Origin of the sequence: Pseudomonas oleovorans subsp. oleovorans (assembly GCF_002197815.1) — a bacterium.
GTDB lineage: Bacteria > Pseudomonadota > Gammaproteobacteria > Pseudomonadales > Pseudomonadaceae > Aquipseudomonas > Aquipseudomonas oleovorans.
In genome coordinates, this window is the sequence record NZ_NIUB01000007.1 from 73,943 (window position 1) to 98,869 (window position 24,927).

Consider the following 24,927-nt stretch of genomic DNA (forward strand, 5'->3'; position numbering starts at 1 on the left):
CACCGGAGATCGAGTAGGGATTTTAGCCAATGAACCTTTTGCCATCAGAAATCGCGCCGGTAGAACAGGTCGAGCGAACTGGCCAGGCCGCTGGCGGCCTCCAGATACAAGCGGCGGCTCAACTGATAGCGCAGGGCGATGGTGTTGGCCGGCTCGAACACACCCACGCCGTAACGCAGACTCAAGCGCTCGGTGATATTGCCGCTGGCCACCACACTGGTGGTCACGCCACTGCCCTCGGTGTCGAGCTGAAAATCCTGAATACCCAGACTGGTGGCCAGGCTGGTGGTGAGCGAACTGCTGCCGGCCAGACCGAGCGCCAGCGCTGCCTGGCCAAGCATGTTGTTGTCCCCCGTGCCTTGCCCCAACGGCCGGCCCAGCACCAGATAGGACAGCGCCTGTTCCTGGCTCATGGCCGGCTCGGCGAAGACCGTGGTGCTCGGCTGCTCGGCGCTACCGGACAGACGAATACCGGCGACTACCGTATCGACCCGGCGAATCGCCTCGACATCGAGAAACGGCTGATCGATGGGGCCGGTGAACAACAACCGCGCGCGACGGATGGTCAGACGCTGACCGTAGGCACGATAGCGGCCATTGGCAAGATCCAGCTCACCACGGGTATCGAGGTTATCGCCGATATGCACGCGCCCACGCAGGTCGGCGCTCAGGCCAAAGCCGCTGAACGCCAGCCTGTCCTGGCCCACCTCGACCTCGACATCCATGGCGACGCCGAGCCCCTCTTCGGCCTCTGGCACTTCACGCCCGACCACCTGCGCATCGCCGGAGACTTTCACCGTTGACGGCGGCAGCTCACGGACGCTGATCAGCCCGCGTGGCACGCCGACTTTACCGCTGATGGCCAGGCGCTGAGCACGTAGCTGCAATTGCAGGTCAGGTTCGACTTCCAGTTCGGCGTAAGGCTCGACCTTCACCGGCAGACGCCGGCCCTGCAGGGCCAGGTCGCCGCTCAGGCCTTCGGCCCAGGCAACTTCGCCACGCAGGTTGCCCTGGCCCTGCTCACCACTGCGCCAGTCTGCAGACAGCTGCATTCGCTCACCTGCGATCAGCGCCTGCAGCTGCAAGCCCTCCAGGCTCACCGGCAACTCGCTGCCGGACAGCTCGCCGCCCTCCAGCCGCAGCTGGCCGTTGATCTGCGGCGCCATCAGCTGGCCACCAATAGTGCCACTGCCCTGCAGCTTGCCTTCAAGGGTGTCCGCCATTGCCACGAAGGGGCGCAAGACGGCGAGGTCGAAACCACTCAGACGAAACTCGCCGCTGACCGGCTTGTGCGCCGGGCGCGGGTCGATCTGCGCCTGCAGCAGCAGCTCACCCAGGCGGCTACTGACGAAACGCAGTTCGCTGTCTACCCGCTGAGGGCGCAGCGTGCTGTCCAGGCGCAGGCTGTCGTAGGGAAAGTCCAGCCACTGCTCTTCATCCGGCTGACGAATACGCAGGTTGCCGCCGCCGGCATCGAGCCTGATCTGGCCGTTGGGACCGCTGTCGGGTAGCTCGACTTTCAGCTGACCATCCAGCCGCCCCTGCCAGGCAAAGTCCTCGGGCAGCCAGGGCTGCAGGCTGGCCAAGGGGAAATTCTCCAGGCGCCAGTCCAGGCTGGGCTGTGGCATCAGCCGCTGCTGCCCGCCGCACAGGCTGGCATCGCCGGACTGCCAGCAATGCGCGCCCAGGTTCATGCGGCCGCTGGCCAGGCGCTCCAGTGTCGCCACCTGTTGCAATTGCCAATCCTGCCCGCCGCTCTGCACACGGCCACTGGCAATACGACCGCGCCAGTCGCCCTGCTCGCTCAAGCTGCCGTCCAGGGCCAACGCCAGCTGCAACAGCGGACCTTGCAAATCGATGTCCAGCGCCTGGCGACGCTGATCGCCACGACCATCGGCCTGCAGGCGCCCAAGGTAGGTATCGCCGATGCGGATGCCACGCAGATTCAAACCGATGCGCGCCTGCTGGCGGGCATCCAGCGTCGCGTCCAGCTGCAGTCGCCGCAGGCTGGGGTCGCCAAAGGCCAGACGCTCCCCACTCAGCGCCAGCTGGCCTTGCGGCGTTTGCAACGTACCGGCCAGGGACAGCTGGCCCTGTATCTGCCCTTGCAGGCTGGGCCAGAGTTGCCCCAGGCGCGGCAAGGCCAACTCCAGCTGGCCACGCAAGCGCTGATCCATAGCGCCTTGGCCACTGATCCGATTGTCGCCCAGACGCACCAGCAACCGCTCGAGCTGCCACCGCTCGCCGCTACCGGCGCCCTGTACCTGTAATTGCGCGGGCTGGCCACGCAGACGGCCATTGAGGTCGATATCAGCGTTGGCCTGCAGCGCGCCGGCGTTGAAGCTGCCCGAGGTATTCAGCGGCCCTGCCAGATTACCCGGCATCTCAGCCAGCCAGTAACCCGGGTCGAGGGCGCTGAGCTGCAGCATGGCCTGCCAGTCGACGCCGTCGGCAAAACCAACCTTGACCACCCCTTCGGCGCGGCCCTGGCCGGCCACCAGCTGCAACTGCGGCAGGCTGACCTGGCCGAGATCGCCACTGACCGGACTGCTCAGGCTGAAGTCCCCTGCCGGTCCCTTAAGCTGCGCAGCGAAGTTACCCAGGTAATTGCCTTCGCTATAGCTGGCTTCGGCGTGCAGCTCCTGCAGCGCCACGGGCGGCGGCTCATCCAGCGGGTACAGGCGCTGCCAGGGAAAATTCAGCCAGTCGAGCTTGGCATCGACCTGAAACGCTTCGCTCCAGGCGAGCGTACCGCTGAGCTGCAGATGCTGCTGATCCTCGGCCTCGATGCGTAGCAATTCGATATCCGCGCCCTTGGCATCGACCCTGCCGCGCAAGGCCAGCGGCATCGGCGCCTGCTCGGCGGGCAGAGTGGCGCTGCCGTCGATGCGATAGCCGCTGCTCAGGTCACCCTTTGCCGACAAGGTAAGCGCCTGCAGGTGCAGCGTCTGCGGCAAACCGCTGCTGGCCTGGAAATCCTGGCTGGTCAGGCGCAGTTCAGCGGGCAGATGCTCAGCCAGCGCCTGCACCTGTCCTTCCAGACGAGCATCGAGATAGCCACTGCTATCGGCCTCGATCGTCAGGTTGCGTTGCAATTCGCCGCCCACCTGCAGCGCCACCTGCCAGGCCTTGCCATCGACCTCCGGCAACTGCAGGCGCCCGCTCAAGGCCAGCGGCCAACCACCCTGCGGCGTCAGACGACCGCTGACCTCCAGGCGCAGATCATCACGCTGCAGGGCAAGACGTTGCAGGTCGACGCCCTGCTCGTTCCAACTGGCAATCAGTGCGACATCGCGCACCTGCGGCTGGCCGTCCAGAGTCAGCTCACCCAGCTGGATATCGCCCAATTGCAGGCGCAGTGGCAGTTTTACATTTGGCAGGCTGAGCGGTTCGCTGTCCGACTCGGCACCGGCCGGCAAGGTCACGGCAACCTGCCGCAGATGTAGACGATCCAGGCACAGCGTCAGGCGCAGCAGGCAGGACGGCGACCAGGTCATGTCCAACTGCTTCAGCTCAACCCGCCTATCGTCTTGCTGCCAGATCAGCGCATCGGCCTGCCAGGCACCGCCCAGACGGCCTGCGAAGTTGTCGACCTGCAAACCTGGCACCTGGGCCAGCAGCGAACGGCTACCACCCTGAGTACCGAGCAGCGTCCATAAAGCTGCTACGAGCAGCAACAGCAGACCGAACAGACCTCCGGCCAGCCATTTCAGCAGGCGCCGACTCATAGCTCAGGCCCCATGGAGAAATGCAGGCGCACGCCACCGTCGTCGTCCAGCGCATGAGCGAGGTCCAGGCGCAGCGGGCCCACCGGCGAAACCCAGCGCACGCCGAAGCCGACACCAGTCTTCAAGGTGGGAATGTCCAGCGAATTGAAGGAATTGCCCTGGTCGATGAAAGTCGCCAGGCGCCACTTGTCGGTGAGGCTGTACTGGTACTCGGCGCTGGCGGTGAACAGGTAGCGGCCGCCAATCTTGTCGCCGCGATTGTTCACCGGCGACAGACTCTGGTAGTCGTAACCACGCACGCTCTGATCGCCACCGGCGAAGAAGCGCAGCGACGGCGGCACGGCAGAAAAACCATTGGTTTCGGTACCGCCAAACTGCACCCGCCCGAGCAGACGGTGATTATCGAGTACGGTAGTCAGGCCCTTGAGCATGACGTTACCGTGCAGCACGTTTGCGTCGGACAGTACGCCATCGACGGCGCCGCGCAAATCGAACTGCACGCGGTAACCCTGATTCGGGTCGAGGCGATTGTCGCTGCGCAGCAGCGAGTAGCTGACACCCGGCATCAGCAAGTTGCTCAACCCGGAATCGTCGCCCAGGCGATATTCCTCACGCTGCCATTTCACCGACAGCACGCGCTGCCAGCCCCCAGGGCGCTGGCTGTGCCATTCCGGACCGAGGGTAAGCAGCCGGCTCAAGCTGTCCTTGCTGGCCAGCTCCTCATACTGATAACCGCCGGCCAGGCGCAGTTTGTCGGTCAGTGGCGGGTCACCGGGAATGTCGTACCACAGGCCAACGTTCTGTCTGGGAGCGGACAATTCGGTTTCCACCCCGTAGCTGTGCCCCTGCGGATTGCGCCAGTGGCGCGTCCAGTTGGCGCGCAGGCGCGGCCCGACGTCGGTGGAAAAGCCCAGTCCCAGGCCCATGGTGCGCGGCTCACGCACCTGCAGCGCCACCGCCACTGGAATACGCAACTGATCGGCCTGGGTCGGGATGGCATCGACCCTCACCGACTCGAAATAGCCGCTGGACTGCAGGGCCTGGTACAGCTCGGCGATCAGCTCGGAGTCGTAGGGGGTGTCTGGCGCAAAGGGCACCATGCGCCGCAGCAGATCCTCGTCGAAGGGGAAATCACCGCTGAAGGCGATATCGCCCAGGCTGTAACGCGGCCCGCTGACGAACACCAGCTCGATATCGGCCACCCCGACAGCCGGGTCGATTTGCAAACTCTGGCGAGAGAATCGGCCGTCGAAGAAGCCATAGCGCAAGGCCTGATTCTGAATCAGTCGCTTGGCGTCCTCATAGCGCCCATGGTTGAGCACCGAGCCTGGCTGCAAACGGCCGGCACTGGGTACGCGAAAGGCAGACAGCTCGCTGGCAGGCCCTTCGATACGAATGTCCACGTTGCGCAGGCGCACCCGTTCGCCGGGCTCGACTTCCAGCACCAGGCGTGGCGTTGCGCCCTCTTCGATATGGCTGCGGATGCGCGCCTGGTAATAGCCCAGCGCCTGCGCGGCCTTGTCCGCCTCGCTTTCGGCGATGCGGCGCAAACGGCGCAACGACTGCGTATCACGGCCATCGAGGCTACCGACGTAGCCCTCGATATTGGCCTTCAGCGCCGAATTGCTCGGAGTGATTCGCACGTCCAGCTCGCCAGCCGCGAGGGCGCCAGTACTGATCAGCAGCAGCGCGAGGCTGCGCCGGATATGTCCATATACACTCATGGCGGGGATGCTACCACGGCGCGAAGCGCGCGCCAGAGGCTTCGCGACATGGGCAGACAGCCGGAGCTTGGAACCTGCTCACGATCTTGCGAGCTAGAGCGATGCAAGGCAAAAACAGGCGAGGAAGCGCAGTTTACGAGTTGTAAATGAGCATTCCGAGCCTGTTTTTAACGCAGCAGCGCCGACGCGCAGCTGATCGTGAACAGGTTCTCAAGCGCTGGCCCGCACCACCGGCTGTGGATTGGGATGGAAGAACACGTGCCCCACCACCGGGCCGATGGCCAGCTCGCCGATTTCCTCGTAGCCCTGGCGCCTGTAGAAGTCCAGATAGCGCGCATTGCCGGTATCCAGCACCACACCTTGCGAGCCGCTGTCCTGTGCACACCAGTCGTGCAGCGCCTCGAGCAACTGCTCGCCGTGATGCTGCCCCTGAAACTCGGGGTGAATGCCCAGTAGCGGCAGCACGTGGTAAGGCCCGGGCGGCAGACTGGCAAGCACCGCATCGTGGTACTCGAGATAGCGCTTGGTGCAGCTGAAACCGGTGCTCAGCAGCATGCGCAGACGCCACCCCCAACTTTCGGTGATATCCAGGCGGCGCTGCGGTGGCGCGATCAGTGCTGCGCCGATCAGGCGGTCATCGATCAGCAGGCCAATGGCCGGCAGATCCTCGGCGAAGTGCTGCTGCACAAGTTCGCGAATCGTCGCGCGTACACGCTGATCAAAACCCGGTCGCTGCGCTTCGAACAGGTAGGCGAAGGTCGGCTCGTGGCGATAGGCGTGGTAGAGCAGCGAACGGACCTCGCGGGCGTAACCACCATCAAGCATGCGCACTTCTGCTGGAGCGTTGTTGGGCATGGCAGACCTCTGTTGTTATGCGTTGTGGGTCAGGCGCGTCCCATCCAACTTAGCACCACCTCATGATGCCCGCCAGGCGCTGGCCGCGAGCGCCGAGGATCGGCTAGCATCGCCGTTTAATCTGAAAGTCGCGCAGCGACACCTTCCTCATGCCCTTCCCCTTTCGGGAGAAGGTGGCGCGAACCACCGGATGAGGGAAGGCATGCCGCGAAGGCTTTCATCATCCGGGATACCTCTCATGGCATGCCCGTTAGCCCAGGACCCGCTGCCCATGAAAATCGTCTCTTTCAATATCAATGGCCTGCGTGCGCGCCCTCATCAATTGCAAGCCCTGATCGAAAAACACCAGCCGGACGTGATCGGCCTGCAGGAAACCAAGGTGGCCGATGAGCAGTTCCCCGAAGCCGAGATCCGTCAGCTCGGCTACCACGTGCATTACCACGGCCAGAAAGGCCACTATGGCGTTGCCCTGCTCTCGCGTCAGGAGCCACTGAGCCTGCACAAGGGGTTTCCCGGCGATGGAGAAGACTCTCAACGCCGCTTCATCTACGGCACCTTCGCCGATGCGGGTGGCAACCCGGTCACCATCATGAACGGCTATTTCCCGCAAGGCGAAAGCCGTGACCACCCGGTGAAGTTCCCGGCCAAGCAGCGCTTCTACGCCCACCTGCATCAACTGCTGGTGGAGCACTTCGATCCGCAGCAGGCCCTAGTAGTGATGGGCGACATCAACATCAGCCCGGAAGATTGCGACATCGGCATCGGCGAGCCTAATCGCCTGCGCTGGCTGAAAACCGGCAAGTGCAGCTTTCTGCCGGAGGAGCGCGAATGGCTGGCGACGCTGAAGAGCTGGGGCCTGGTAGACAGCTTCCGCCACCTCAACCCCGAGGTGAATGATCGTTTCAGTTGGTTCGACTACCGCAGTCGCGGCTTTGAAGACGAGCCCAAGCGCGGCCTGCGCATCGACGTGATCCTCGCCAGCCAGCCGCTGCAGGCGCGCTTCAAGGATGCCGGCATCGATTACGACCTGCGTGGAATGGACAAGCCCTCGGACCATGCGCCGATCTGGCTGGAACTGGCGTGAAACTGGGCGCGTGTCGATGACGCGCCCTGTAATATGACTGCAACTCGACTGACTTAATCTGCGCGGTATTTCTCTCCACTAGAAGGTGCTTGCCGCATGCCGCGCGCCCTGTCCGCCGACCGCGACCTCTGGGGTCGTACTCTGTCCCTGCTGCTGATCGGTTTCATCTGCTACGCCCTGCCTCTTTCCGTCTTCGCCGCACTACCAGCCTCCGAGGGCAACCAACCGGTACTGCGCATCCAGGGCTCCAACACCATTGGTGCCAAGCTCGGCCCGGAGCTGGTCAAAGGGCTGTTCGAAGCTCAGGGCCTGCACGATATCCACAGCGAAGAAGGTGCCCGGGAAAACGAGCAGCGCCTGCTCGCGCGACGGGCCGACGGCCGCCAGGTGATAGTCGAAGTCGCCGCTCACGGCTCTGGCACCGGTTTTACCTCGCTCAAGGACGGCAGCGCCGATCTGGCCGCCTCGTCGCGGCCGATCAAGGATGGCGAAGCCGCTACCCTGGCGACCCTTGGCGATCTGCGCAGTCCGCAGAGTGAACAGGTCATCGCCATCGATGGTCTGGCCATCATCGTCCATCCATCGAACCCGATTGGAACGCTGAGTGTGGAGCAGATCGCGCAGCTGTTTTCCGGCGAGATCGGAGACTGGGCTGCGCTGGGCGGCAAACCCGGCAAGGTTCGCCCCTACGCACGCGATGACAATTCCGGCACTTACGACACCTTCAAGGAGTTGGTGCTGGCTCCAGGCGGGCGCACACTCGCCGCCGACGCGCAACGCTTCGAATCCAGCACCCAACTGTCCGACGCAGTGAGCAGCGATGCCAATGGCATCGGTTTCATTGGCCTACCCTACATCCGCCAGGCCAAGGCTATCGCCGTCGCTGCGGGCAATTCTCAGCCGATGCCACCGAGCACCACGCTGATCGCCACCGAGGACTACCCCCTGGCACGCCGCCTGTTTCTCTACAACGACCCGCAACTGGCCAATCCCTGGGTACGCGCGCTGATCGACTTCGCCCACAGCCCACGCGGCCAGGCCATTGTCGACAACAGCGGCTTCATCGCCCAGACCGTCCAGGCGGTCAAGGTCGCCGCAGATGCGCAAATGCCAGCGGAGTACCAGCAACTGGCAAAGCAGGCGCAGCGCCTGTCGGTGAACTTCCGCTTCCAGGAAGGCAGCGCAACGCTGGATAACAAAGCACATCGTGATTTGCAGCGGGTGCTGGACTATCTCAAACAACACGACAAGCTGCAGGACAAGGTGGTGCTGGTGGGTTTCGGCGATCCGAAAAGCGACCCCGAGCGCGCCGAACTGCTGTCGAAACTGCGCGCCATGGCCGTGCGCCGTGAGCTGGCCAAACAAGGCGTACTGTTTCGTGAAATCACCGGGATGGGCAGCGAGCTACCGGTGGCGGCCAATGATCAGAACAATGGCCGTATCCGTAATCGCCGTGTCGAAATCTGGGTCTACTGACGCCTGAAAATATTTCCTTACAAAGGGCTTGGCAGAGTAAGGGCTCGGCGCTAATCTTCGCCGCGCGTGACGCCGGGCCCCTCTGGCGGTGAGTTTTCTCACCGTGATGTCGGAGTCACTGAGTCGATTTCTTTCAACTCAGGCAGACATAAGGGAGGGCTCATGGACGCTCTACTTGCCTTTTTGACATCCCCCATTTTCGGTACCCCCGGCTGGTTCTGGCTGGCCTTCCTGATACTGATCATCACCCTTCTGGTACTCGACCTCGGCGTGCTGCATCGCGATCAGCATGAAATCGAGATGCGCGAAAGCCTGCTGCTGTATTCCGGCTACTTCAGTGTCGGCGTCGCCTTCGGCGGCTGGATCTGGTGGCAGCTCGGCGGTACCAAGGCGATGGAGTACTACACCGGCTTCCTGGTGGAGCAATCGCTGTCGATGGACAACGTCTTCGTCATGGCGATGATCCTCGGCTACTTCAACATCCCGCGTAAATACCAGCACCGCGTGCTGTTCTGGGGCATTCTCGGGGTGATCGTGCTGCGCGCGATCATGATTGGCCTGGGCACGGCGCTGGTGCAGCAGTTCGACTGGATTCTCTACATCTTTGGCGCCTTCCTGCTCTTCAGCGGCGTCAAGATGCTGCGCAGCGGTGACGAAGAGTCGCATCCAGACCTGGCGCAGAATCCGGTGATCCGTTTCGTGCGCAAGCACATTCGCGTCACCGATGAGCTGCACGAAGGCAAGTTCCTGGTGCGTCTGAAGGATCAGGTCAGTGGCAAGCCGCTGCTCTATGCCACCCCGCTGCTGCTGGCGCTGGTGCTGATCGAACTGGCCGACCTGGTGTTCGCGGTGGATAGCGTGCCGGCGGTACTGGCCATCTCGCAGGACCCGTTCATCGTCTACACCTCGAACATCTTCGCCATTCTCGGCCTGCGCGCGCTGTATTTCGCCCTGGCCGCACTGATGCACCGCTTCATCTACCTGAAGTACGCCCTGGCGCTGGTGCTGATGTATATCGGCGGCAAGATCTTCCTGCACGACCTGATCAAGGTTCCCGCCCTGCTCTCGCTTGGCGTCACCCTGGGCCTGCTGGCAGGCGGGGTGATCCTGTCGCTGCTCAATACCCGCGACCATAAAGCCCCGGAACACTGAGAAACGGCGTAGCCGGACGACCGAGCAGCAAAGTCGACGACAGACAAACAAAGAGGCCCGCAAATGCGGGTCTCTTTGCTTTGGCTTGCGGGATCAGCGGCTGGCTTTCATCACGTCGCGCGGCACGTACTTGCCAATCTCAAACTTGCCGATGGCTGCGCGATGCACCTCGTCCGGGCCATCGGCCAGGCGCAGGGTGCGCTGCATGGCGTACCAGTAGGCCAGCGGGAAGTCGTTGGAAACCCCGGCACCGCCATGCATCTGGATCGCCCGGTCGATCACCTTGAGCGCCACGTTGGGCGCCACCACCTTGATCTGGGCGATTTCACTGGCGGCGATCTTGTTGCCCACGGTATCCATCATGTAGGCCGCGTTCAGGGTCAGCAGACGCGCCTGGTTGATCTCCATGCGCGAATCGGCGATGTGATCGATATTGCCACCCAGGCGCGCCAGCGGCTTGCCAAAGGCGGTGCGCGAAACGGCGCGCTTGCACATCAGCTCCAGGGCGCGCTCGGCCATGCCGATCGAACGCATGCAGTGGTGGATGCGGCCCGGGCCGAGGCGCCCCTGGGCGATCTCGAAGCCACGCCCTTCACCGAGCAGTACGCTCTCGTAGGGCACGCGCACGTTCTCGAACAACACTTCGGCATGGCCATGCGGCGCATCGTCATAACCGAACACCGGCAGCGGGCGCAGTACGGTGACGCCTGGCGCATCCATCGGCACCAGGATCATCGAGTGCTGTTGGTGGCGCGGCGCGTCCGGGTTGGTCAGACCCATGAAGATCATCACCTTGCAGCGCGGGTCGCAGGCACCGGAGGTCCACCATTTGCGACCGTTGATGACCCACTCATCGCCCTCGCGGCGAGCATTGGCCTGCATGTTGGTGGCGTCGCTCGAGGCCACGCCCGGCTCGGTCATGGCAAAGGCGGAACGAATCTCGCCGGACAGCAGCGGCTCCAGCCATTGCTGCTTTTGCGCCTCGTTGCCGTAACGCACCAGCACTTCCATGTTGCCGGTATCCGGCGCGGCGCAGTTGAACGGCTCGGGGCCGATCAGCGAGCGACCCATGATCTCCGCCAACGGTGCATATTCGGTGTTGGTCAGGCCGGCGCCGTAGTCCGACTCGGGCAGAAACAGGTTCCACAGACCTTCGGCTTTGGCCTTGTTCTTCAGCTCCTCCATGATCGCGGTCGGCTGCCAACGATCACCTTCGGCCACCTGCTGCTCGAACACCGCTTCAGCCGGGTAGATGTGCGCCTCCATGAATGCACTGACGCGCTCACGCAGCTCTTGAACCTTCGGGGAATAGGCGAAATCCATGGAATTACCTGTTTGTAATAAAGGGTGAGAGGTTGTGGAAATGATGCTAGAACAGCGCTTAGGATTTATCTAACCTATTTTCAGCGTGTATGAACATTCATAACCTATATATGATCGATTGATATCGACGCCCCCTGGAGCACTGCCGGCATGAACCTGACCAAGGTGGATCTGAACCTCTTCATCGTCTTCGACGCCATCTACACCGAGGCCAACCTGACCCGTGCCGGGCAGATCGTCGGCATTACCCAGCCAGCGGTTTCCAACGCCCTCGCCCGTCTGCGCGAAACCTTCAACGACCCGCTGTTCGTGCGCACCGCCCAGGGCATGGTGCCGACGCCGATGGCGCAGAACATCATCGGTCCGGTACGCAACGCCCTGCAGTTGTTGCGCGTTTCCGTGCAGGAAAGCCGAACCTTCAACCCGCAGCAGGCCGGCAAGACCTACCGCATCAGCATGACCGACCTGTCGGAGCAGATCCTCCTGCCACCGCTGTTCCAGCGCCTGCGTCGCCTGGCGCCGAGCGTATGCATCGAGAGCTTCCTGGCCAAGCGCCGCGAAACCACCAAGGAGCTGGCCGCCGGCCGGCTCGATTTTGCCGTCGACGCGCCACTCAATACCGACCCGCAGGTTCGTCACGTCAAGCTGCTGGATGATCGCTATGTCTGCGCCATGCGCCCTGGCCACCCAATGGCCAAGGAAAAGATCAGCCTCGACGAATACCTGTCGCTGAGCCACATCCACATCTCCAGCCGCCGCAGTGGCTTAGGCTATGTGGATCTGGCCCTTGGCAAGATGGGCATCCAGCGCAAGATTGCCCTGCGCTCGCAACACTATCTGATGGCCAGTAGCGTGATACAGCAGACCGACATGGTGATGACCGTGCCGGAGCGTTTCGCCCGCCGCCACAACCTGCATCATGTGACCTTACCGGTCGGTGATGTGCCGGCGCTGGAAACGCACCTGTACTGGCATGAGAGTACCGATCAGGACCCGGCCAACCGCTGGATGCGCGAGCAGATGATCGAACTGGCGCAGCAGGTCATTGCGCAGGAAAAGAAAGCTGATCAGGCCGCTACCGCCTGATCGTTCAGCGCTTGATGCAAGAAGGCCCGCATGTGCGGGCCTTCTTGCTGGTACCTGAACGCAGGATGCGTGATGCCGAAGCTGGCCTGGGTGGCGGTGATGTTCTTGATCAGGTTGTTCATTACAACCCTTCCTTCGTGTGTGGAGTTGATGGCGCACAGAATATCCAATGCACTCGATTAAAAAACAGCAAAACACCGGCAATTAATATCAAATAAATATCTACTTGGCCGTCAGACGCTGCCTTTACGGTTCGAGCAGATAGCGCTCACGGTCATAAGCAAGGTAGTACTTATTCACCGCATTCACATAACTCACCACGCCCATGCCCATCTGCTCCATGGCCACACGTTCGACCTGGAAGAACCACTGATTGGGATTGAGGCCACGCCTGCGAGCCTCGGCGCGCAGGCTCTGCACCCGCTGCGGCCCCAGGTTGTAGCCAGCCAGGACGAAGGCCATGCGCTCGCGCTCGTTGAGCTGCGGGCTGTTGAAGAAGTTGCGGCGGATCATCGCCAGGTACTTGCTGCTGGCCTGGACGTTACCGTCGAGGTTCTGAATGTTGCTCACCCCGACGCTACGCGCTGCCGCCGGGGTGATCTGCATCAGCCCGGTCGCGCCGCTGGCGCCGCGCGCCGATGGGTTCAACGTCGACTCCTTGAATGCTAGCGCAGCCAGCATCAGCCAATCGAAACCCTGCTGCTCGGCATGCTGCTGCAGCACCGGGCGCACCTTCTCCAGACGCTGTCGTTCAGTGCGCCCCAGCGGCGAATGCACCTTGTATAAGCGGCGATAGACACGTTGGAACGCCGCATCCTGGTCGGCCGGGCTCTGATAGCTACTGAAGAAACGGTCGATACTGGCTCGTAGCATCGGCGCATCGGGGCGCATGAACCATTTCATGTCGCCATCACGTGCCAGGACCAGATGCTTGTCGACGCGCAACTTGGGCATCACCTTGGCCCAACGTTCGGCGATCGGCAGCTCCACCGCAGTACGCTCGAAGATGCCGGCCTGGACCATTTCCAGTACATCTTCGACGGCCAGGCTGGGGTCGACCCACTCGACCACGATGGGCGGCAGTTTGCGCTCAGCCAGTTGCTGGTTGATCAACCGTAGCGCGTCACCCACGGCGCTACCCGCTGGCAATGAAAGACTACGCCCGGCCAGCTGTTCGAGGCTGCGGTAATGCCGGTTACCCTGCTTCGACACCAGCACCAGCGGTACTCCGCGGCGAATCGCCGTACTGGCACTGACATCATGCCCGGTGCGCACATTGAGCAGTTCGCCGGGCGCAACCAGATCGCCCTCGCCGCGCTGCAATGCGCCAAGCAACTGATCCTTGGCTTTGGGGATGATCTTCAGTCTGAGGCTGCGACCATCTCGGGCATTGCGGTTGAGGTACTGCTCGAACGCCCGTAGGCGGTGATATTCGACGCCAATGCTCTGGCCCTTGACCGAGCCCGAGCTGTTGCGGCTCTGATTGACCAGCACCCGTAGCTCACCACTGCTGCGAATCGTCGGCAGATCGCGCGCACTGCGGGCCTGACTGCCGACCTCCGGCGGGCCGGCCACGCGCGCACTGACCGACAACGGCAGCGCAGCCAGTAGGCACAGGATCAGCAGCAATCGCGACATCGACTCTCCAGGGAAGGCGGTAGACCGCCGAAGCCTCATCCGGTTGGTGGCTGCTGTACGCCAATACGCGACAGGCGGCTACTGACCGTATACCCGCCAAACAAGCTCCAAGGGCGGCAGGGGCGCGGAGATTGGCACAGCCGAGCGCTGCCGCGCCACCCCACAACCTTGCATCAACCTTAAAAACAGCGACCAACTTATTGTTTTAAATCGACTTCCTGACGAACGGATAGCATCTGCTATTCTGCCCCCTCGCGTTCAACAGGTGGCACCATGCAACTCATCGATATTGCCGTCAATCTCACCCACCCCAGCCTCGCGGTGCAGGCCGAGGCGCTGCTCGAACGCGCCTATGCAGCCGGGGTGTGTCAGTTGGTGCTGACCGGCACCAGTCTGAATGAAAGCGAGGCGAGCCTCGCACTTTGCCGACAGTTGGATAACAGCGGCCAGCGCCTGTTCAGCACCGCCGGGGTCCATCCGCACGACGCCAGCTCGTGGAACGGCGCCAGCAGCGCTACCCTCAAGGCGCTATTGGCGCAACCACCAGTACGCGCCGTGGGTGAATGCGGGCTGGACTTCGATCGCGATTTCTCGCCACGCCCGGCACAGGAAAAAGCCCTGGAAGAACAACTGGCGCTTGCCGTCGAATTGCAGATGCCGGTGTTTCTGCATGAACGCGAAGCCAGCCAGCGCCTGCTGGAAATCCTGCATGACTATCGTGACCGACTGCCAGCGGCCGTGGTGCACTGCTTTACTGGCGAACGCTCTGCACTCTATGCCTATCTCGATCTCGACCTGCATATCGGCATCACCGGCTGGGTCTGCGACGAACGTCGCGGTACGCACCTGCATCCGCTGCTCAAGGATATCCCCGGCGAGCGCCTGATGCTGGAGACCGATGCGCCCTTCCTGTTACCGCGCAGCCTGCGGCCAAAGCCCAAGAGCGGGCGTAACGAGCCTGCCTTTCTCGGCGAGGTGCTGCGCGAGGTGGCGTTGCACCGCGGGCAAAGCGAGGAAACCCTGGCGGCACAGACCACAGCCTGTGCGCGAGCGTTCTTCGATATGCCAGCCATAGTGGAAGACTAAGGCGCCAGAGTATTGATTGGCGTCAAGACCCTGGCTGTGTACCGATGCATACTGCTGGCACTTGGCCAATAGCGAACGCAGCGAGACGGATAACAACAGCATGGGCGCCTGGATCAGCGATCTTTCTCTGAAGTACAAATTCTGGGCGGTCAATGCCGTTGCCTTCGTCATCAGTCTGATGCTGGTGCTGTTCGCCCTGCATACCGAACAGCAGGCACGCAGCGCCGATGCCAAGCAGGCTGCAATCGCGCAGGCGCGCCTGCTCCAGCAGTGGCCGCAGCAGGCGGCACTGCCCAGTTCGAGCAACATCCAGGTGGGCAACGGCAGCCTGCCAGGTGCTCAAGGTGGCCCCGACGCCAGTGGCTGGCAGGCCGTGCAGCATGACGCCCGGTTAGGCGACTCGCCGGTGATCGGCGCGCAGCGCGTCACCCTCAGCGATGGACGCACCCTGGCGGTCATGGCGCGCGCGCCCAGCCTGCTCGACCTGTTCGCCCAGCACGCGCTGACCTATGCCGTCGCAGTTGCCGTGTTGATGCTGTTGCTGCTGGCTGCTTCGCAGCTGTTGATCCGCTTTCTGCTCAGCCATCTCAACACCCTCAAGGACGTGATACTGCAAGCCGAGCGCAGCGGCGACCTGTCCCTGCGCGTCCCTCTGAGCAGCCGTGACGAGGTCGGCCAGATGGCCGCCGCCTTCAACGCCATGCAAGCCGGCTATCAGCGCGTGGTCGGCACCGTCGGCCAGGTGGCTGACGAGCTGAACAGTGGCACCCGCGATATGGCCGAGCGCATGGGGGCGGTGCGTCAGGGCATGCTCAGCCAGCAAAGTGAAACCGATCAGGCTGCCACCGCGATCAACGAGATGTCGGCGACCGTGCAGCATATCGCCGATCACGCTGGTACCACCCGCGATCAGTCGCTCAATGCCGATCAGCTAGCGCGCGCAGGCCAGCAGGTGGTCGAACGGGTCGAGCAATCCATCGCAGCCCTGTCGCAGGGCGTACGCCAAAGCGCCGCCAGCATCGAGCGCCTGGCCGAAGACAGCCAGCACATCAGCCGCGTGGTCGGTGTGATTCACGGCATCGCCGAACAGACCAACCTGCTCGCCCTCAATGCCGCCATCGAGGCCGCCCGCGCCGGTGAAATGGGTCGCGGCTTCGCCGTGGTCGCCGACGAGGTGCGCAACCTGGCCAAGCGCGTGCAGGACTCCACCGACGAAATCACCCAGATGATCGGCAACCTGCAGGGCGGCACCCGCGACGCCGTGGAGTTCATGCGCGAAAGCTCGGAGAACGCCAACCATTGCGTACAACTGGCGCAAGAAGCCGGCGAGTCGCTGGCGGCGATCACCGCCGCCGTGGCGCTGATGCGCGACAGCAATACACAGATCGCCGTGGCCGCCACACAGCAGAGCCAGGTGGCCGAAGAAATGAGCCGCTCGGTGGTGGGCATTCGTGACGTCACCGAACAGACCGTCGGGCAGACCCTCGAATCGGCCGCCACCAGTCAGCAACTCGCCCAACTGGCAGGCGAGCTGAACAAGGCCATCGGCCAGTTGCGCCTGTAGAGGTGGCCCTTTAGGCATAAGCCTATCTGCGCCATAGCCAGGAGCAATTCGCTCTGCATTGGCGGCGATCCTAGACTCGTCTTATCGAGTCGAGGATCGTCCCATGAGCAAACGTCACCCCAACCTGCTGGCCTGGCAATGGCGTCATTACGCCAGCCAGCATCGGCATCCCACCAATCTGCTGCTGCACCTGATCGCCGTGCCACTGTTCCTGCTGTCGCTGATACTGCTGCTGATCGGCCTATGGCATCTGCGGTTCGTGCCGTTGGCACTGGGCAGCATCGGCCTGATCGCCTCCCTGGCGCTGCAAGCTCACGGCCACAGACTGGAGCAACAGCCTGCGGAACCCTTCGCCAGCAAGAGCGATGCGCTGAAGCGCCTGCTGTTGGAGCAGTGCGTGACGTTCCCGCGCTTTCTCTTCAGCGGCGCGTGGTGGCGCGCCTGGCGCCAACGCCGGCGCCACTGAATCAGGCAAATACGGTCACGGTCTGCCGGCTCAAGGCGATCAGCTCACCTGCAGGTGTCCACATCGCCGCCGCTACGTGCCCGTAACCATCGCGGGCATATTCGATGTCCGCGCGATACAGGCACCAGTCTTCGCTGCTGAGAGTGTGTAGCGGCTGAACGAACTCGATGGTCCAGGTCAGCGAGCTGCCCGGCGCCGGGCTTTTCAGATAGGGCAGCAGCGCAGGCGGCCAGGCATCGACCAGTGCCAGCAAGTGCGCCTCGCTGAGCGCCTGTGGCTCGCGCTCACCACGCAAACGCACCCAGCCGCCCATCTGCCGCGATGGCGTGTTGCTGAAAGGCATACCGCCAATTCCCCAGCGCATGGCCAGAAAGCGCGTGAACTCCGGCGTGACGTTGCGCACGTAGGGCAACTCCTGGCACTGCTCCACCGGCGTGATCTGCGGCGCGGCAAGCGCCTCCACGGCAATCGCCGAAGGGCGCGATGCGCCAAAGCTGCCCTGCACCACGGTCACCACCTGTCCGTCCTGAACCGCGCGTAGGAACATCTGGCTGACCGCCTTGCCCTCGCGCAGCACCTCGGCCTGGAAACTGACGGGAACATCCGGCGCCACGGGGCCGACGAAGGTGATGGCCAGCGAGCGTACCGGTCGGCCCTGCGGCACCTTGGCGCGCATCGCCTCGAACGCCAGAGCCGCCACCAGACCACCGAAACTGGCGCGCCCCTGCCCCCATTCGGCCGGAATCACCACGGCATCGGCATCGCGGCGCACCGCTTCGAGCATTTCGGAAAAGATCATACGCACCTCGGCATTCATCGATGGCGACGATCTTAGGGGATGGTGGCAACTGAACGATAGTCCGCAAGGATGCTTATTCGGTCATATTTGCGGCGAAAATGTCGCCTTATTCCACGCTGGGAAAATCGCCATACAGTGCCAGCAGGGCTCCATCAGCGCGTTGCTCGGCCGCCTGCTGAGCCTGCAGCCAGATTGCCCGGCAAGGGCCCAGCGACGCCAGCGCATCGGCCTGCGCCAGCCACTGCAGGTGGTCATGCCAGTCGCCAAGGGCGCTTTGCGCACGTTTGAGCCTGAGCTGCACCGCCTTGCTCAAACGACTTTGTGCCGGGTAGGTTTCAGCAGCGTAGCGCACGCGTTTGATCAGCAGGCGCAGGCGATGGCGGTCATGCGCCGGATCGCGTAAGGCGCGGGCCAGTTGTCGTTGCTGGCGCCGCAGGCGGCGCCGGATGCGCTTGTCCACATCGTTCAATTGGCCTTGCCTGGCAGCTTCACGCCAATTCGCCGGCCAGCCGTCGAGCAACAGCATCAGGTCGGCCAACTCGCCACTGCTGGCAATGGCAACGTAACCTGCGGCGCGCTGCGCCTCATCGGCAGGCGCCAGATGCACCAGGCCCAGACGAGTCAGCTCGGCCACCAACACCTCACGATCACGCAGCGGCCCACTGAGGCGGCCCAGCACTGCGGCTCCCTGCTCCAGAGCATCCACAGCCGGCAAACCGCGCAGCGGACGCAACAGGCTGCGCAATTGCCGCAGGGCGATGCGCAGGTCGTGCAAGGCCTCGGTGTCAGTGCAGTCAGCCAACCGCGCCTGGCAGGCATACAGCCGCACCTGCAGAGCCAGGACACGCCCCAAACAATGTTCGATGAAATCGCTCATGCTCGATCCTCCCAAACGACGATGCATCAAGCTAACAACCCGGCCCCCACTCAAACAAGTGACCAATGGTCGCTAACGCGACAGGCGCCAGGGTAATGCTCTGCGCAAATCACTCAATGCCTGCCGCAGGGCATCACGCGACGCGGGCCCGCCGGCATAGCGCTGCTGCTCGAAGCATCGGGCAAATGTCTCGATCTGCTCCGCCTGCTCGGGCAACTGCCGCGCCGCGCGCAACGCGAAGGAGCGTGCGCCCTCACCCGCTTCCCGGCGCACGTCATGGCGCGCCAACAGCCGCTCGAACTTGCGAAACGCCTGGCGTTGCGGATCAGGCCGCTGTTGCCAGGGCTTGAGCAACCACAGCGCCAGCAGGCCAATCAGAAGCGCTCCGGTGCCCACCAGAACGAGCGCCAGACGCTGCCAATCGAGGCTGCCGAACCAGTTCTGCAGCAGTTTCAGCTGCTGCTCGCCCTGGTACCCCAGCACCCAGCGCTGCCAGCCGTAATTGAGATTCTCCCAGCTCATGCGCAGCTGATTGAGCCAGGCCAGCTCGCGGTAGCGCAGTGGCGAGAAGGGTTGATCGTCGAGAAAACCATCCTCCTCGGCCAAGGCCTCTTCCAGCCCTTGCTCGATACGCTCCGGTGCTACCTGAAAAGTCGGATCGACGCTGCGCCAGCCACGGCCCGGCTGCCAGTACTCGACCCAGGCATGGGCGTCGAACTGACGGACCTGGATGTAGTTGCCATTGGGATTGAGCTCGCCGCCCTGATAACCGGCCACCACCCGCGCGGGAATACCCGCGGCACGCAGCACGAAGGTCATGGCGCCGGCATAGTGCGCGCAAAAACCACGCCGGGTGTTGAACAGGAAATCGTCGATGCTGTCGCTGCCCAGAGGCTGCGGGCGCAGTGTGTAGACGTAGGGTTCACGGTTAAAATGCTGCAGCACTGCCGCCACTAATGCGTCGCTCTGCGGATACTGCTCCTTCAGTTCAGCCGCCCAGGCGCGACTGCGCGGGTCGCCCTGCTCGGGTAATTGCAGCGCCTGCCGGATACCTGGCGGTTCGGCCTGCGCCTCCCGCATGGCCTCCGGCCAGGAACGCACCTGGTACAGCAGGGGCCGATCCACCGGACGCAGTCTCTGCCAACGGAAGTCGTTCATCATCCGCCCGCTGTCCTGCGCCATCTCGCCGACATCCAGCGCGTACAGCCAGCGCTTACCGCTGGGCTGCATGATGATGCTGTAATCGAGCGGTTCGCCGGCCTTGCTCCACTGCGGCGCGACGGGTACATCAGCGTAACCGGACTGCGACCAGCGCCGGCCATCGAAACGCTCCAGTGTCAGGGCGCGCCAGTACAGTTGTTCGCGCGGCGGCACGTCACCTTCGAAGCTGGCGCGAAAGGCCAAGGCCGGGGAGCGACTGAGTTCGGCGATATCGGCCGGTTCCATGCTGTCCGACAGCCCGGTAACGCCCTTATCACTGGGCAGTGGCAGCGACCACAACGGCCCCATGCGCGGGAAGAAGACGAACAGCAGCACCATCAGCGGTATCGCCTGCAGCAGCAGCCCACCGGCCAGGCGCAGGGTCGGCCAGGGGCGTTCGGCGAAACCACTGTGCTGCAATCCAACCAGGGCAGCCAGCAAGGCAGTGACCGGCAACAGACTGTAGAGCGCGGCAAGAATGCCGTCTTCGAACAGATAGGCGGTCACCACGCAGAAGAAACCGAGGAAAATCAGCACCAGCGCATCACGCCGCGTGCGCATCTCCAGCAGCTTGAGGGTGAAGGTGGCGATCAGCAGCACCGACGCGGCATCCAGCCCCACCAGTGTGCCGCGCGAAAGCAGGATGCCAGCCAATACCAGCAGCACCAGGCCGCCCTTGGCCCAGCCATTGGGATAGCGCGCCCGCATGCGAAAGATCTGTACGCGCCAGGCCGCTGCGCCCAGCCACAGCGCGATCATCCACAACGGCAGATGCAGCAGATGCGGCACGATCACCAGCACCTGGGCGACCAGCAACCAGATCAGAGCAATACGCGGGATACCCGGCAGGCTGCTCATGCGCGCGCTCCGAACAGCGCCAGGGCACGCAGGCAGGCATCGCGGTGGCCCTCGCCATAATCCGGGGCAATCACCTGCCCCGGCAGTTGCAGACCGAAGGCCTGCTGACGCTGTGATAACTGCAGCACCCAATGACAGAGCAGCGAAAGGCGCGTTTCACTGTCGCCTCCCAGGCTGTCGAAATCCAGCCACAGGTCACGCCCGCTGAGCATGGCGAAATCCTTGACCAACAGGCCCTGTCCACGTGAATAGGCTTTCCAGTCCAGGCGCCGTTTCGAATCGCCAGGCTGATACTCGCGCAGCCCCTGGAAATCATCGGCACCCTGGCCGCGCGCACGCATGCCCTCTTCCTCCTCGTCGTCCAGGCCCGCCGACAACGGCAGCTCACCCTCCAACGGCCGCGGGTAGACCAGCACCGCCTGATCCAGATCGACCCAGCTCCAGGCCACCAGCAAGCCCAACGGAAAACGGCTTTCCACCCTCAGACGCTCGGGTCGCAGCCAGCCACGTCTCACGGCGGGCTGGCTCAAATCCACTTCGGTCTGCCCCTGGCGCGGCACATCACGCAGCATCAGCTCGGCTGGCGGCCAACCGAGCGCGATGGCCTGGTGCTCGCGCTCGCGGCTTTCCAGGCGCACGCGAAAACACGCCTGCTCGCCGACGAACACCGCTGCGCCGCCACCCGCCTTGAGCACCAGCCCGGCCAGGTTGCGGTAGGTGTGCAGAATGGTGACGACGAACACCGCCATCAGTAGAAAAGTCAGGCCATAGGCCAGGCTGTTCTGGTAATTGATGCCCACCAGCAGCATCAGCAGCAGCGCCACGGCAAATGCGCCCCCCACGCGGCTGGGCAGGATGAAGATACGCCGCTGGTTCAAACGCACGCTGGCCGCTGGCGGAATGCGCCTGGCCAGCCAGCGCTGCCAGAGCGGCTTCAACGCGGCACGCATCAGAGCGCCGGCACTTCACGCAGCAGCCATTGCACCAGGCTGCCGCCGCCATGGCCAGCCGGGTCGGCGCGCTCGCGCAGGCGATGGCCAACCACCGAGGGCAGTACGGCCTGCACGTCTTCGGGGATCACATAATCACGCTCGGCCAGCAAGGCCCAGGCCCGTGCCGCCGCCAACAGCGCCAGACTGGCACGCGGCGACAGGCCCCAGGCGAACTGCGGCTGGCTGCGCGTGGCCTCGACCAGACGCAGCACATAGTCGACCAGGGCATCGCTGGCGCGTACCTTCGGCACTTGCGCCTGCAGGCGGGCCAGTTCGGCATGGTCGAGAATGGATTCCATACGCGGCAGCAGATCGCGCCGGGCATCGCCCAGCAGCAACGCCCGTTCCGCAGCTTGCGCCGGATAGCCCAGCGAAAGACGCATAAGAAAACGATCGAGCTGGGATTCGGGCAAGGCGAAGGTGCCGCCACTGCTGACCGGGTTCTGCGTGGCGATGACGAAGAACGGCTCGGGCAGTGGCCGGGTCGCGCCCTCGATGGTCACCTGCCCTTCTTCCATGGCTTCGAGCAGCGCGCTCTGACTCTTCGGCGTGGCGCGGTTGATTTCATCGGCCAGCACCAACTCGGCAAAGATCGGTCCCGGATGAAAGACGAACTGCCCGCTGTCCTTGTCGAACACCGAGGTGCCAAGAATGTCGCCCGGCAACAGGTCGGAGGTGAACTGAATACGCTGGAAACTCAGCCCCAGCACGCGCGCCAGGGCATGGCTGAGAGTGGTCTTGCCCATGCCCGGCAGGTCTTCGATCAGCAGGTGACCACGCGCCAGCAGGCAGGTCAGGGCCAGGCGCACCTGCGCCTCTTTGCCCAGCAATACCTGATTGACCGAGTCGAGACAGGCATCGAGTTTGGTTCGCATCGTTGGCTCCTTATGCAGAACACCGATGCTACTGGGGCGCCGAGGCGTGGCATAGCGCTATGCAAAGTTTGCTCACGAAACTGTGAGGGCAGACGCTATGTCATGCGAAAGTGCCCTGCCATGCCCTGCAGCTCCCGCCCCAGCTCAGCCAGCTGGATGCTCGACGCAGCGGTTTCGTCCATGGCCGTAGCTGACTGATCGGCAATATCGCGGATCGAGGTGACGCTGCGGTTGATTTCCTCGGCCACGGCAGTCTGCTGCTCGGCCGCGGCAGCGATCTGCTGATTCATCTCCGAGATCAGGCTCACCGCCTCGGCAATGGCCGCCAGGGCGCCTTCGGTCTGGTTGGCGTCGCCAACCGTGAGATTCACCAGGCTGGCGCTCTGCTCCATGTCCGTCACGGCGCGGCGGCTACCCTCGCGCAAGGCCGCGATCAGCGACTCGATTTCCGCCGTGGATTGCTGAGTGCGTTTTGCCAGCGCCCTTACCTCATCGGCGACCACCGCGAAACCGCGCCCCTGTTCTCCGGCGCGCGCCGCTTCGATGGCCGCGTTGAGCGCCAGCAGGTTGGTCTGCTCGGCCACGCTCTTGATCACCTCGAGTACGGCATCGATACGCTGAGTGTTCTGGCTCAGGCGCTGAATGCTCTCGGTAGTGGCGTCCATGGCGCGAGCCAATTGCTCGATGCGCTGCAGGGTCTGGCGCACCACCTGGCTACCGGCACCGACACGCTGGTCAGCCTGTTCAGTGGAAGCCGCTGCGGCCTCGGCATTGCGTGCCACCTCGTGCACCGTGGTCGTCATCTGGCTCATGGCGGTGGCGACCTGATCGGTCTCCAGCTTCTGACCATTGACGCCCTGGCGCGTCTGCTCGGCAGTTGTCGAGAGGGTTTGGGCGGAGCTGGAAATCTGCGCCACACCCCCCTGCAGGCGGCCGACCATATCGCGCAGGTTGGCGGACATCCCTTGCATGGCAGCCAGCAGCTGCCCGATTTCATCGCGCCGATCCTGTTCGATACGTACGCTGAGGTCGCCACTGGCAATGGATTCGGCGAGGCCGATCACGCGCTTGAGCGGACGCACGATGGCCAGGCTGATCATGATCGCCGCGCCAAGACCGAAAAGCAGCGCCAGGGCCGCTGCCAGGATGATCAGACCGCTGCTGGCCTGACGCTCGGCATGCATGGCCTGGCGTTGCGTGTCCAGGGCCAGCTCGACTCGCTGCAGCAACTGCTCGACCTGAGCGACCAGTTGCCCGTATACCTGTTTTTGTTGCTGCAACTGGGTGGCGTATTCCTTCAGGCGCTCATTGAAGGAGTCGACGTTGACCACCACCTCGCCGAGCACCGCGGCATAGCCGGGATCGTCCAGCGCATCGCGCAACTCGGCAGCCAGGGCTTGCGCCTCGCCTGCCTGGGCAATTTCCGCCAGCTCACTGCTATCGCTGCGCCGGCTGGCCTCCAGGCGCTGGCGTGCCTGATCCAACGCCTGCAGCAGTAGTTGATGAATCTTGCCGACCTTGCCGGCCTGCAGGACCGAATCACCGCCCTGCTCGCCTTGGGAGCTCTTGAGCAGGTCGACGCCGTCTTCGGTCAGCCCTTCCTGCAGCAGATCCAGGCTGTTGGCCGCGCTGACCACCAGCCAGTCGGCGGCTTGCAAGGACAGCTGCATGTTGTCGGTGAGTTCAACGTAGCGGGCAAAAGCGCTGCGGTAGTCGGCCAGTGCAGGCTCGACCTGCGCCAGAATCGCGGCCCTGTCGCTATCGAGCTCACCTTGCAGTGCCTGCCCGGCCTGCAGAATCGCCTCGGCCTGTTCGGCCAGACGCGCGGCGTGCTGACTATCGCCACTCAGCGCGAACGCCTGCTCGCTCTGACGCATGCGCAGCACCTGCTCACCCAGCGCGCTCATGCGCTGCTGCAGCTCAGCGCCAGCACTGACTTCACGCAACGCCAGCAAACCGGTAACAGCCACCAGAGCGGTCAGAATCAATACCAAAGCAAAACCCAGCATCAACTTGCTGGCCGTGCTCAGACTGGCCAGCCGCTTGCTCAATGAGCCACCCATGACATCCTCCTGCCTACTGCAGCTAGCCCCGAATTCTGGAACATAGGAGCGCAGCGCTACTGGCGACAAGCCAGCAGACGC

General features: G+C 63.5%; 19 protein-coding genes. 7 read left to right on the forward strand and 12 right to left on the reverse strand.

Annotated features, from left to right (window positions below):
- Positions 1-44: 44 nt before the first annotated feature.
- The 3 genes from PSOLE_RS05875 to PSOLE_RS05885 all read right to left on the reverse strand — a co-directional run bounded on the left by PSOLE_RS05875 (position 45) and on the right by PSOLE_RS05885 (position 6,307).
- Positions 45-3,728 carry a translocation/assembly module TamB domain-containing protein gene (locus PSOLE_RS05875; RefSeq protein ID WP_074860523.1) on the reverse strand — a complete coding sequence of 1,228 codons (3,684 nt, stop codon included), beginning with the start codon at positions 3,726-3,728 and terminating at the stop codon, positions 45-47.
- A complete protein-coding gene (locus PSOLE_RS05880; RefSeq protein ID WP_003460491.1) occupies positions 3,725-5,452 on the reverse strand; it encodes an autotransporter assembly complex protein TamA in 1,728 nt (575 codons plus the stop codon). The genes PSOLE_RS05875 and PSOLE_RS05880 overlap by 4 nt, the downstream gene beginning before the upstream one ends.
- Positions 5,453-5,662: 210 nt before the next feature.
- Positions 5,663-6,307 carry a GNAT family N-acetyltransferase gene (locus tag PSOLE_RS05885; protein ID WP_003460493.1) on the reverse strand — a complete coding sequence of 215 codons (645 nt, stop codon included), beginning with the start codon at positions 6,305-6,307 and terminating at the stop codon, positions 5,663-5,665.
- A gap of 271 nt (positions 6,308-6,578) precedes the next feature.
- Here PSOLE_RS05885 and xthA point away from each other — a divergent pair, with 271 nt between their 5' ends.
- The 3 genes from xthA (at position 6,579) to PSOLE_RS05900 (ending at position 10,019) form a co-directional block, all read left to right on the forward strand.
- On the forward strand, positions 6,579-7,391 hold the full coding sequence (gene xthA / locus PSOLE_RS05890; RefSeq protein ID WP_074860521.1) for an exodeoxyribonuclease III: 813 nt from the start codon (positions 6,579-6,581) through the stop codon (positions 7,389-7,391).
- A gap of 96 nt (positions 7,392-7,487) precedes the next feature.
- Complete coding sequence (locus PSOLE_RS05895; RefSeq protein ID WP_074860519.1) at positions 7,488-8,867, forward strand: substrate-binding domain-containing protein; 1,380 nt, start codon at positions 7,488-7,490, stop codon at positions 8,865-8,867.
- Positions 8,868-9,029: 162 nt separating this feature from the next.
- Complete coding sequence (locus PSOLE_RS05900) at positions 9,030-10,019, forward strand: TerC family protein (RefSeq protein ID WP_074860517.1); 990 nt, start codon at positions 9,030-9,032, stop codon at positions 10,017-10,019.
- Between the two features lie 93 nt (positions 10,020-10,112).
- Here PSOLE_RS05900 and PSOLE_RS05905 read toward each other — a convergent pair whose 3' ends face one another.
- A complete protein-coding gene (locus PSOLE_RS05905; RefSeq protein WP_003460500.1) occupies positions 10,113-11,342 on the reverse strand; it encodes an acyl-CoA dehydrogenase in 1,230 nt (409 codons plus the stop codon).
- A gap of 150 nt (positions 11,343-11,492) precedes the next feature.
- Between PSOLE_RS05905 and PSOLE_RS05910 the strand changes: the two genes are divergently transcribed.
- Positions 11,493-12,428 carry a LysR family transcriptional regulator gene (locus PSOLE_RS05910; RefSeq protein ID WP_003460507.1) on the forward strand — a complete coding sequence of 312 codons (936 nt, stop codon included), beginning with the start codon at positions 11,493-11,495 and terminating at the stop codon, positions 12,426-12,428.
- On the opposite strand, the gene PSOLE_RS24080 is transcribed toward PSOLE_RS05910, so the two are convergent.
- Positions 12,410-12,550 (reverse strand): hypothetical protein, encoded by a 141-nt coding sequence (locus PSOLE_RS24080; protein ID WP_156157168.1) that lies wholly within the window; start codon positions 12,548-12,550, stop codon positions 12,410-12,412. The two genes, PSOLE_RS05910 and PSOLE_RS24080, sit on opposite strands and share 19 nt — an antisense overlap.
- A 124-nt stretch (positions 12,551-12,674) precedes the next feature.
- Complete coding sequence (locus PSOLE_RS05915; protein ID WP_084340370.1) at positions 12,675-14,066, reverse strand: MltF family protein; 1,392 nt, start codon at positions 14,064-14,066, stop codon at positions 12,675-12,677.
- A 273-nt stretch (positions 14,067-14,339) separates the two neighbouring features.
- Between PSOLE_RS05915 and PSOLE_RS05920 the strand changes: the two genes are divergently transcribed.
- The 3 genes from PSOLE_RS05920 (at position 14,340) to PSOLE_RS05930 (ending at position 17,182) form a co-directional block, all read left to right on the forward strand.
- Positions 14,340-15,152, forward strand: coding sequence for a TatD family hydrolase (locus PSOLE_RS05920; RefSeq protein ID WP_088339298.1), 813 nt, complete (start codon positions 14,340-14,342; stop codon positions 15,150-15,152).
- Between the two features lie 100 nt (positions 15,153-15,252).
- The gene (locus tag PSOLE_RS05925; RefSeq protein ID WP_074857195.1) at positions 15,253-16,716 is read left to right on the forward strand and encodes a methyl-accepting chemotaxis protein; all 1,464 of its coding nucleotides are present in this window, start codon (positions 15,253-15,255) and stop codon (positions 16,714-16,716) included.
- A gap of 103 nt (positions 16,717-16,819) precedes the next feature.
- A complete protein-coding gene (locus PSOLE_RS05930; protein WP_003460511.1) occupies positions 16,820-17,182 on the forward strand; it encodes an Mpo1-like protein in 363 nt (120 codons plus the stop codon).
- Position 17,183: 1 nt separating this feature from the next.
- On the opposite strand, the gene PSOLE_RS05935 is transcribed toward PSOLE_RS05930, so the two are convergent.
- The 6 genes from PSOLE_RS05935 to PSOLE_RS05960 form a co-directional block, all read right to left on the reverse strand.
- Positions 17,184-17,981 carry an acyl-CoA thioesterase gene (locus PSOLE_RS05935; protein ID WP_074857308.1) on the reverse strand — a complete coding sequence of 266 codons (798 nt, stop codon included), beginning with the start codon at positions 17,979-17,981 and terminating at the stop codon, positions 17,184-17,186.
- A 106-nt stretch (positions 17,982-18,087) separates the two neighbouring features.
- Complete coding sequence (locus tag PSOLE_RS05940; RefSeq protein ID WP_074857198.1) at positions 18,088-18,858, reverse strand: CHAD domain-containing protein; 771 nt, start codon at positions 18,856-18,858, stop codon at positions 18,088-18,090.
- Between the two features lie 72 nt (positions 18,859-18,930).
- Complete coding sequence (locus tag PSOLE_RS05945) at positions 18,931-20,916, reverse strand: transglutaminase TgpA family protein (protein ID WP_074857200.1); 1,986 nt, start codon at positions 20,914-20,916, stop codon at positions 18,931-18,933.
- Positions 20,913-21,866: a DUF58 domain-containing protein gene (locus PSOLE_RS05950; protein ID WP_074857204.1), complete on the reverse strand. Its 954-nt coding sequence runs from the start codon at positions 21,864-21,866 to the stop codon at positions 20,913-20,915. Before PSOLE_RS05950 ends, PSOLE_RS05945 begins: the two co-directional genes overlap by 4 nt.
- Positions 21,866-22,783 carry an AAA family ATPase gene (locus PSOLE_RS05955; protein ID WP_074857207.1) on the reverse strand — a complete coding sequence of 306 codons (918 nt, stop codon included), beginning with the start codon at positions 22,781-22,783 and terminating at the stop codon, positions 21,866-21,868. The genes PSOLE_RS05950 and PSOLE_RS05955 overlap by 1 nt, the downstream gene beginning before the upstream one ends.
- Before the next feature lie 95 nt (positions 22,784-22,878).
- Positions 22,879-24,846: a methyl-accepting chemotaxis protein gene (locus PSOLE_RS05960; protein WP_074857209.1), complete on the reverse strand. Its 1,968-nt coding sequence runs from the start codon at positions 24,844-24,846 to the stop codon at positions 22,879-22,881.
- Between the last annotated feature and the right edge of the window lie 81 nt (positions 24,847-24,927).

Excerpts from the sequence above, each read along its gene's own strand:
- PSOLE_RS05935 (WP_074857308.1), bottom strand. The coding sequence starts at position 17,981 with ATGATCTTTTCCGAAATGCTCGAAGCGGTGCGCCGCGATGCCGATGCC.
- PSOLE_RS05885 (WP_003460493.1), bottom strand. The coding sequence starts at position 6,307 with ATGCCCAACAACGCTCCAGCAGAAGTGCGCATGCTTGATGGTGGTTAC.
- PSOLE_RS05950 (WP_074857204.1), bottom strand. The coding sequence starts at position 21,866 with ATGCGTGCCGCGTTGAAGCCGCTCTGGCAGCGCTGGCTGGCCAGGCGC.
- PSOLE_RS05895 (WP_074860519.1), top strand. The coding sequence starts at position 7,488 with ATGCCGCGCGCCCTGTCCGCCGACCGCGACCTCTGGGGTCGTACTCTG.
- PSOLE_RS05910 (WP_003460507.1), top strand. The coding sequence starts at position 11,493 with ATGAACCTGACCAAGGTGGATCTGAACCTCTTCATCGTCTTCGACGCC.
- PSOLE_RS05905 (WP_003460500.1), bottom strand. The coding sequence starts at position 11,342 with ATGGATTTCGCCTATTCCCCGAAGGTTCAAGAGCTGCGTGAGCGCGTC.
- PSOLE_RS05925 (WP_074857195.1), top strand. The coding sequence starts at position 15,253 with ATGGGCGCCTGGATCAGCGATCTTTCTCTGAAGTACAAATTCTGGGCG.
- PSOLE_RS05920 (WP_088339298.1), top strand. The coding sequence starts at position 14,340 with ATGCAACTCATCGATATTGCCGTCAATCTCACCCACCCCAGCCTCGCG.
- PSOLE_RS05900 (WP_074860517.1), top strand. The coding sequence starts at position 9,030 with ATGGACGCTCTACTTGCCTTTTTGACATCCCCCATTTTCGGTACCCCC.
- PSOLE_RS05930 (WP_003460511.1), top strand. The coding sequence starts at position 16,820 with ATGAGCAAACGTCACCCCAACCTGCTGGCCTGGCAATGGCGTCATTAC.
- PSOLE_RS05875 (WP_074860523.1), bottom strand. The coding sequence starts at position 3,728 with ATGAGTCGGCGCCTGCTGAAATGGCTGGCCGGAGGTCTGTTCGGTCTG.
- xthA (WP_074860521.1), top strand. The coding sequence starts at position 6,579 with ATGAAAATCGTCTCTTTCAATATCAATGGCCTGCGTGCGCGCCCTCAT.
- PSOLE_RS05915 (WP_084340370.1), bottom strand. The coding sequence starts at position 14,066 with ATGTCGCGATTGCTGCTGATCCTGTGCCTACTGGCTGCGCTGCCGTTG.
- PSOLE_RS05940 (WP_074857198.1), bottom strand. The coding sequence starts at position 18,858 with ATGAGCGATTTCATCGAACATTGTTTGGGGCGTGTCCTGGCTCTGCAG.
- PSOLE_RS24080 (WP_156157168.1), bottom strand. The coding sequence starts at position 12,550 with ATGAACAACCTGATCAAGAACATCACCGCCACCCAGGCCAGCTTCGGC.
- PSOLE_RS05955 (WP_074857207.1), bottom strand. The coding sequence starts at position 22,783 with ATGCGAACCAAACTCGATGCCTGTCTCGACTCGGTCAATCAGGTATTG.
- PSOLE_RS05880 (WP_003460491.1), bottom strand. The coding sequence starts at position 5,452 with ATGAGTGTATATGGACATATCCGGCGCAGCCTCGCGCTGCTGCTGATC.
- PSOLE_RS05945 (WP_074857200.1), bottom strand. The coding sequence starts at position 20,916 with ATGAGCAGCCTGCCGGGTATCCCGCGTATTGCTCTGATCTGGTTGCTG.
- PSOLE_RS05960 (WP_074857209.1), bottom strand. The coding sequence starts at position 24,846 with ATGGGTGGCTCATTGAGCAAGCGGCTGGCCAGTCTGAGCACGGCCAGC.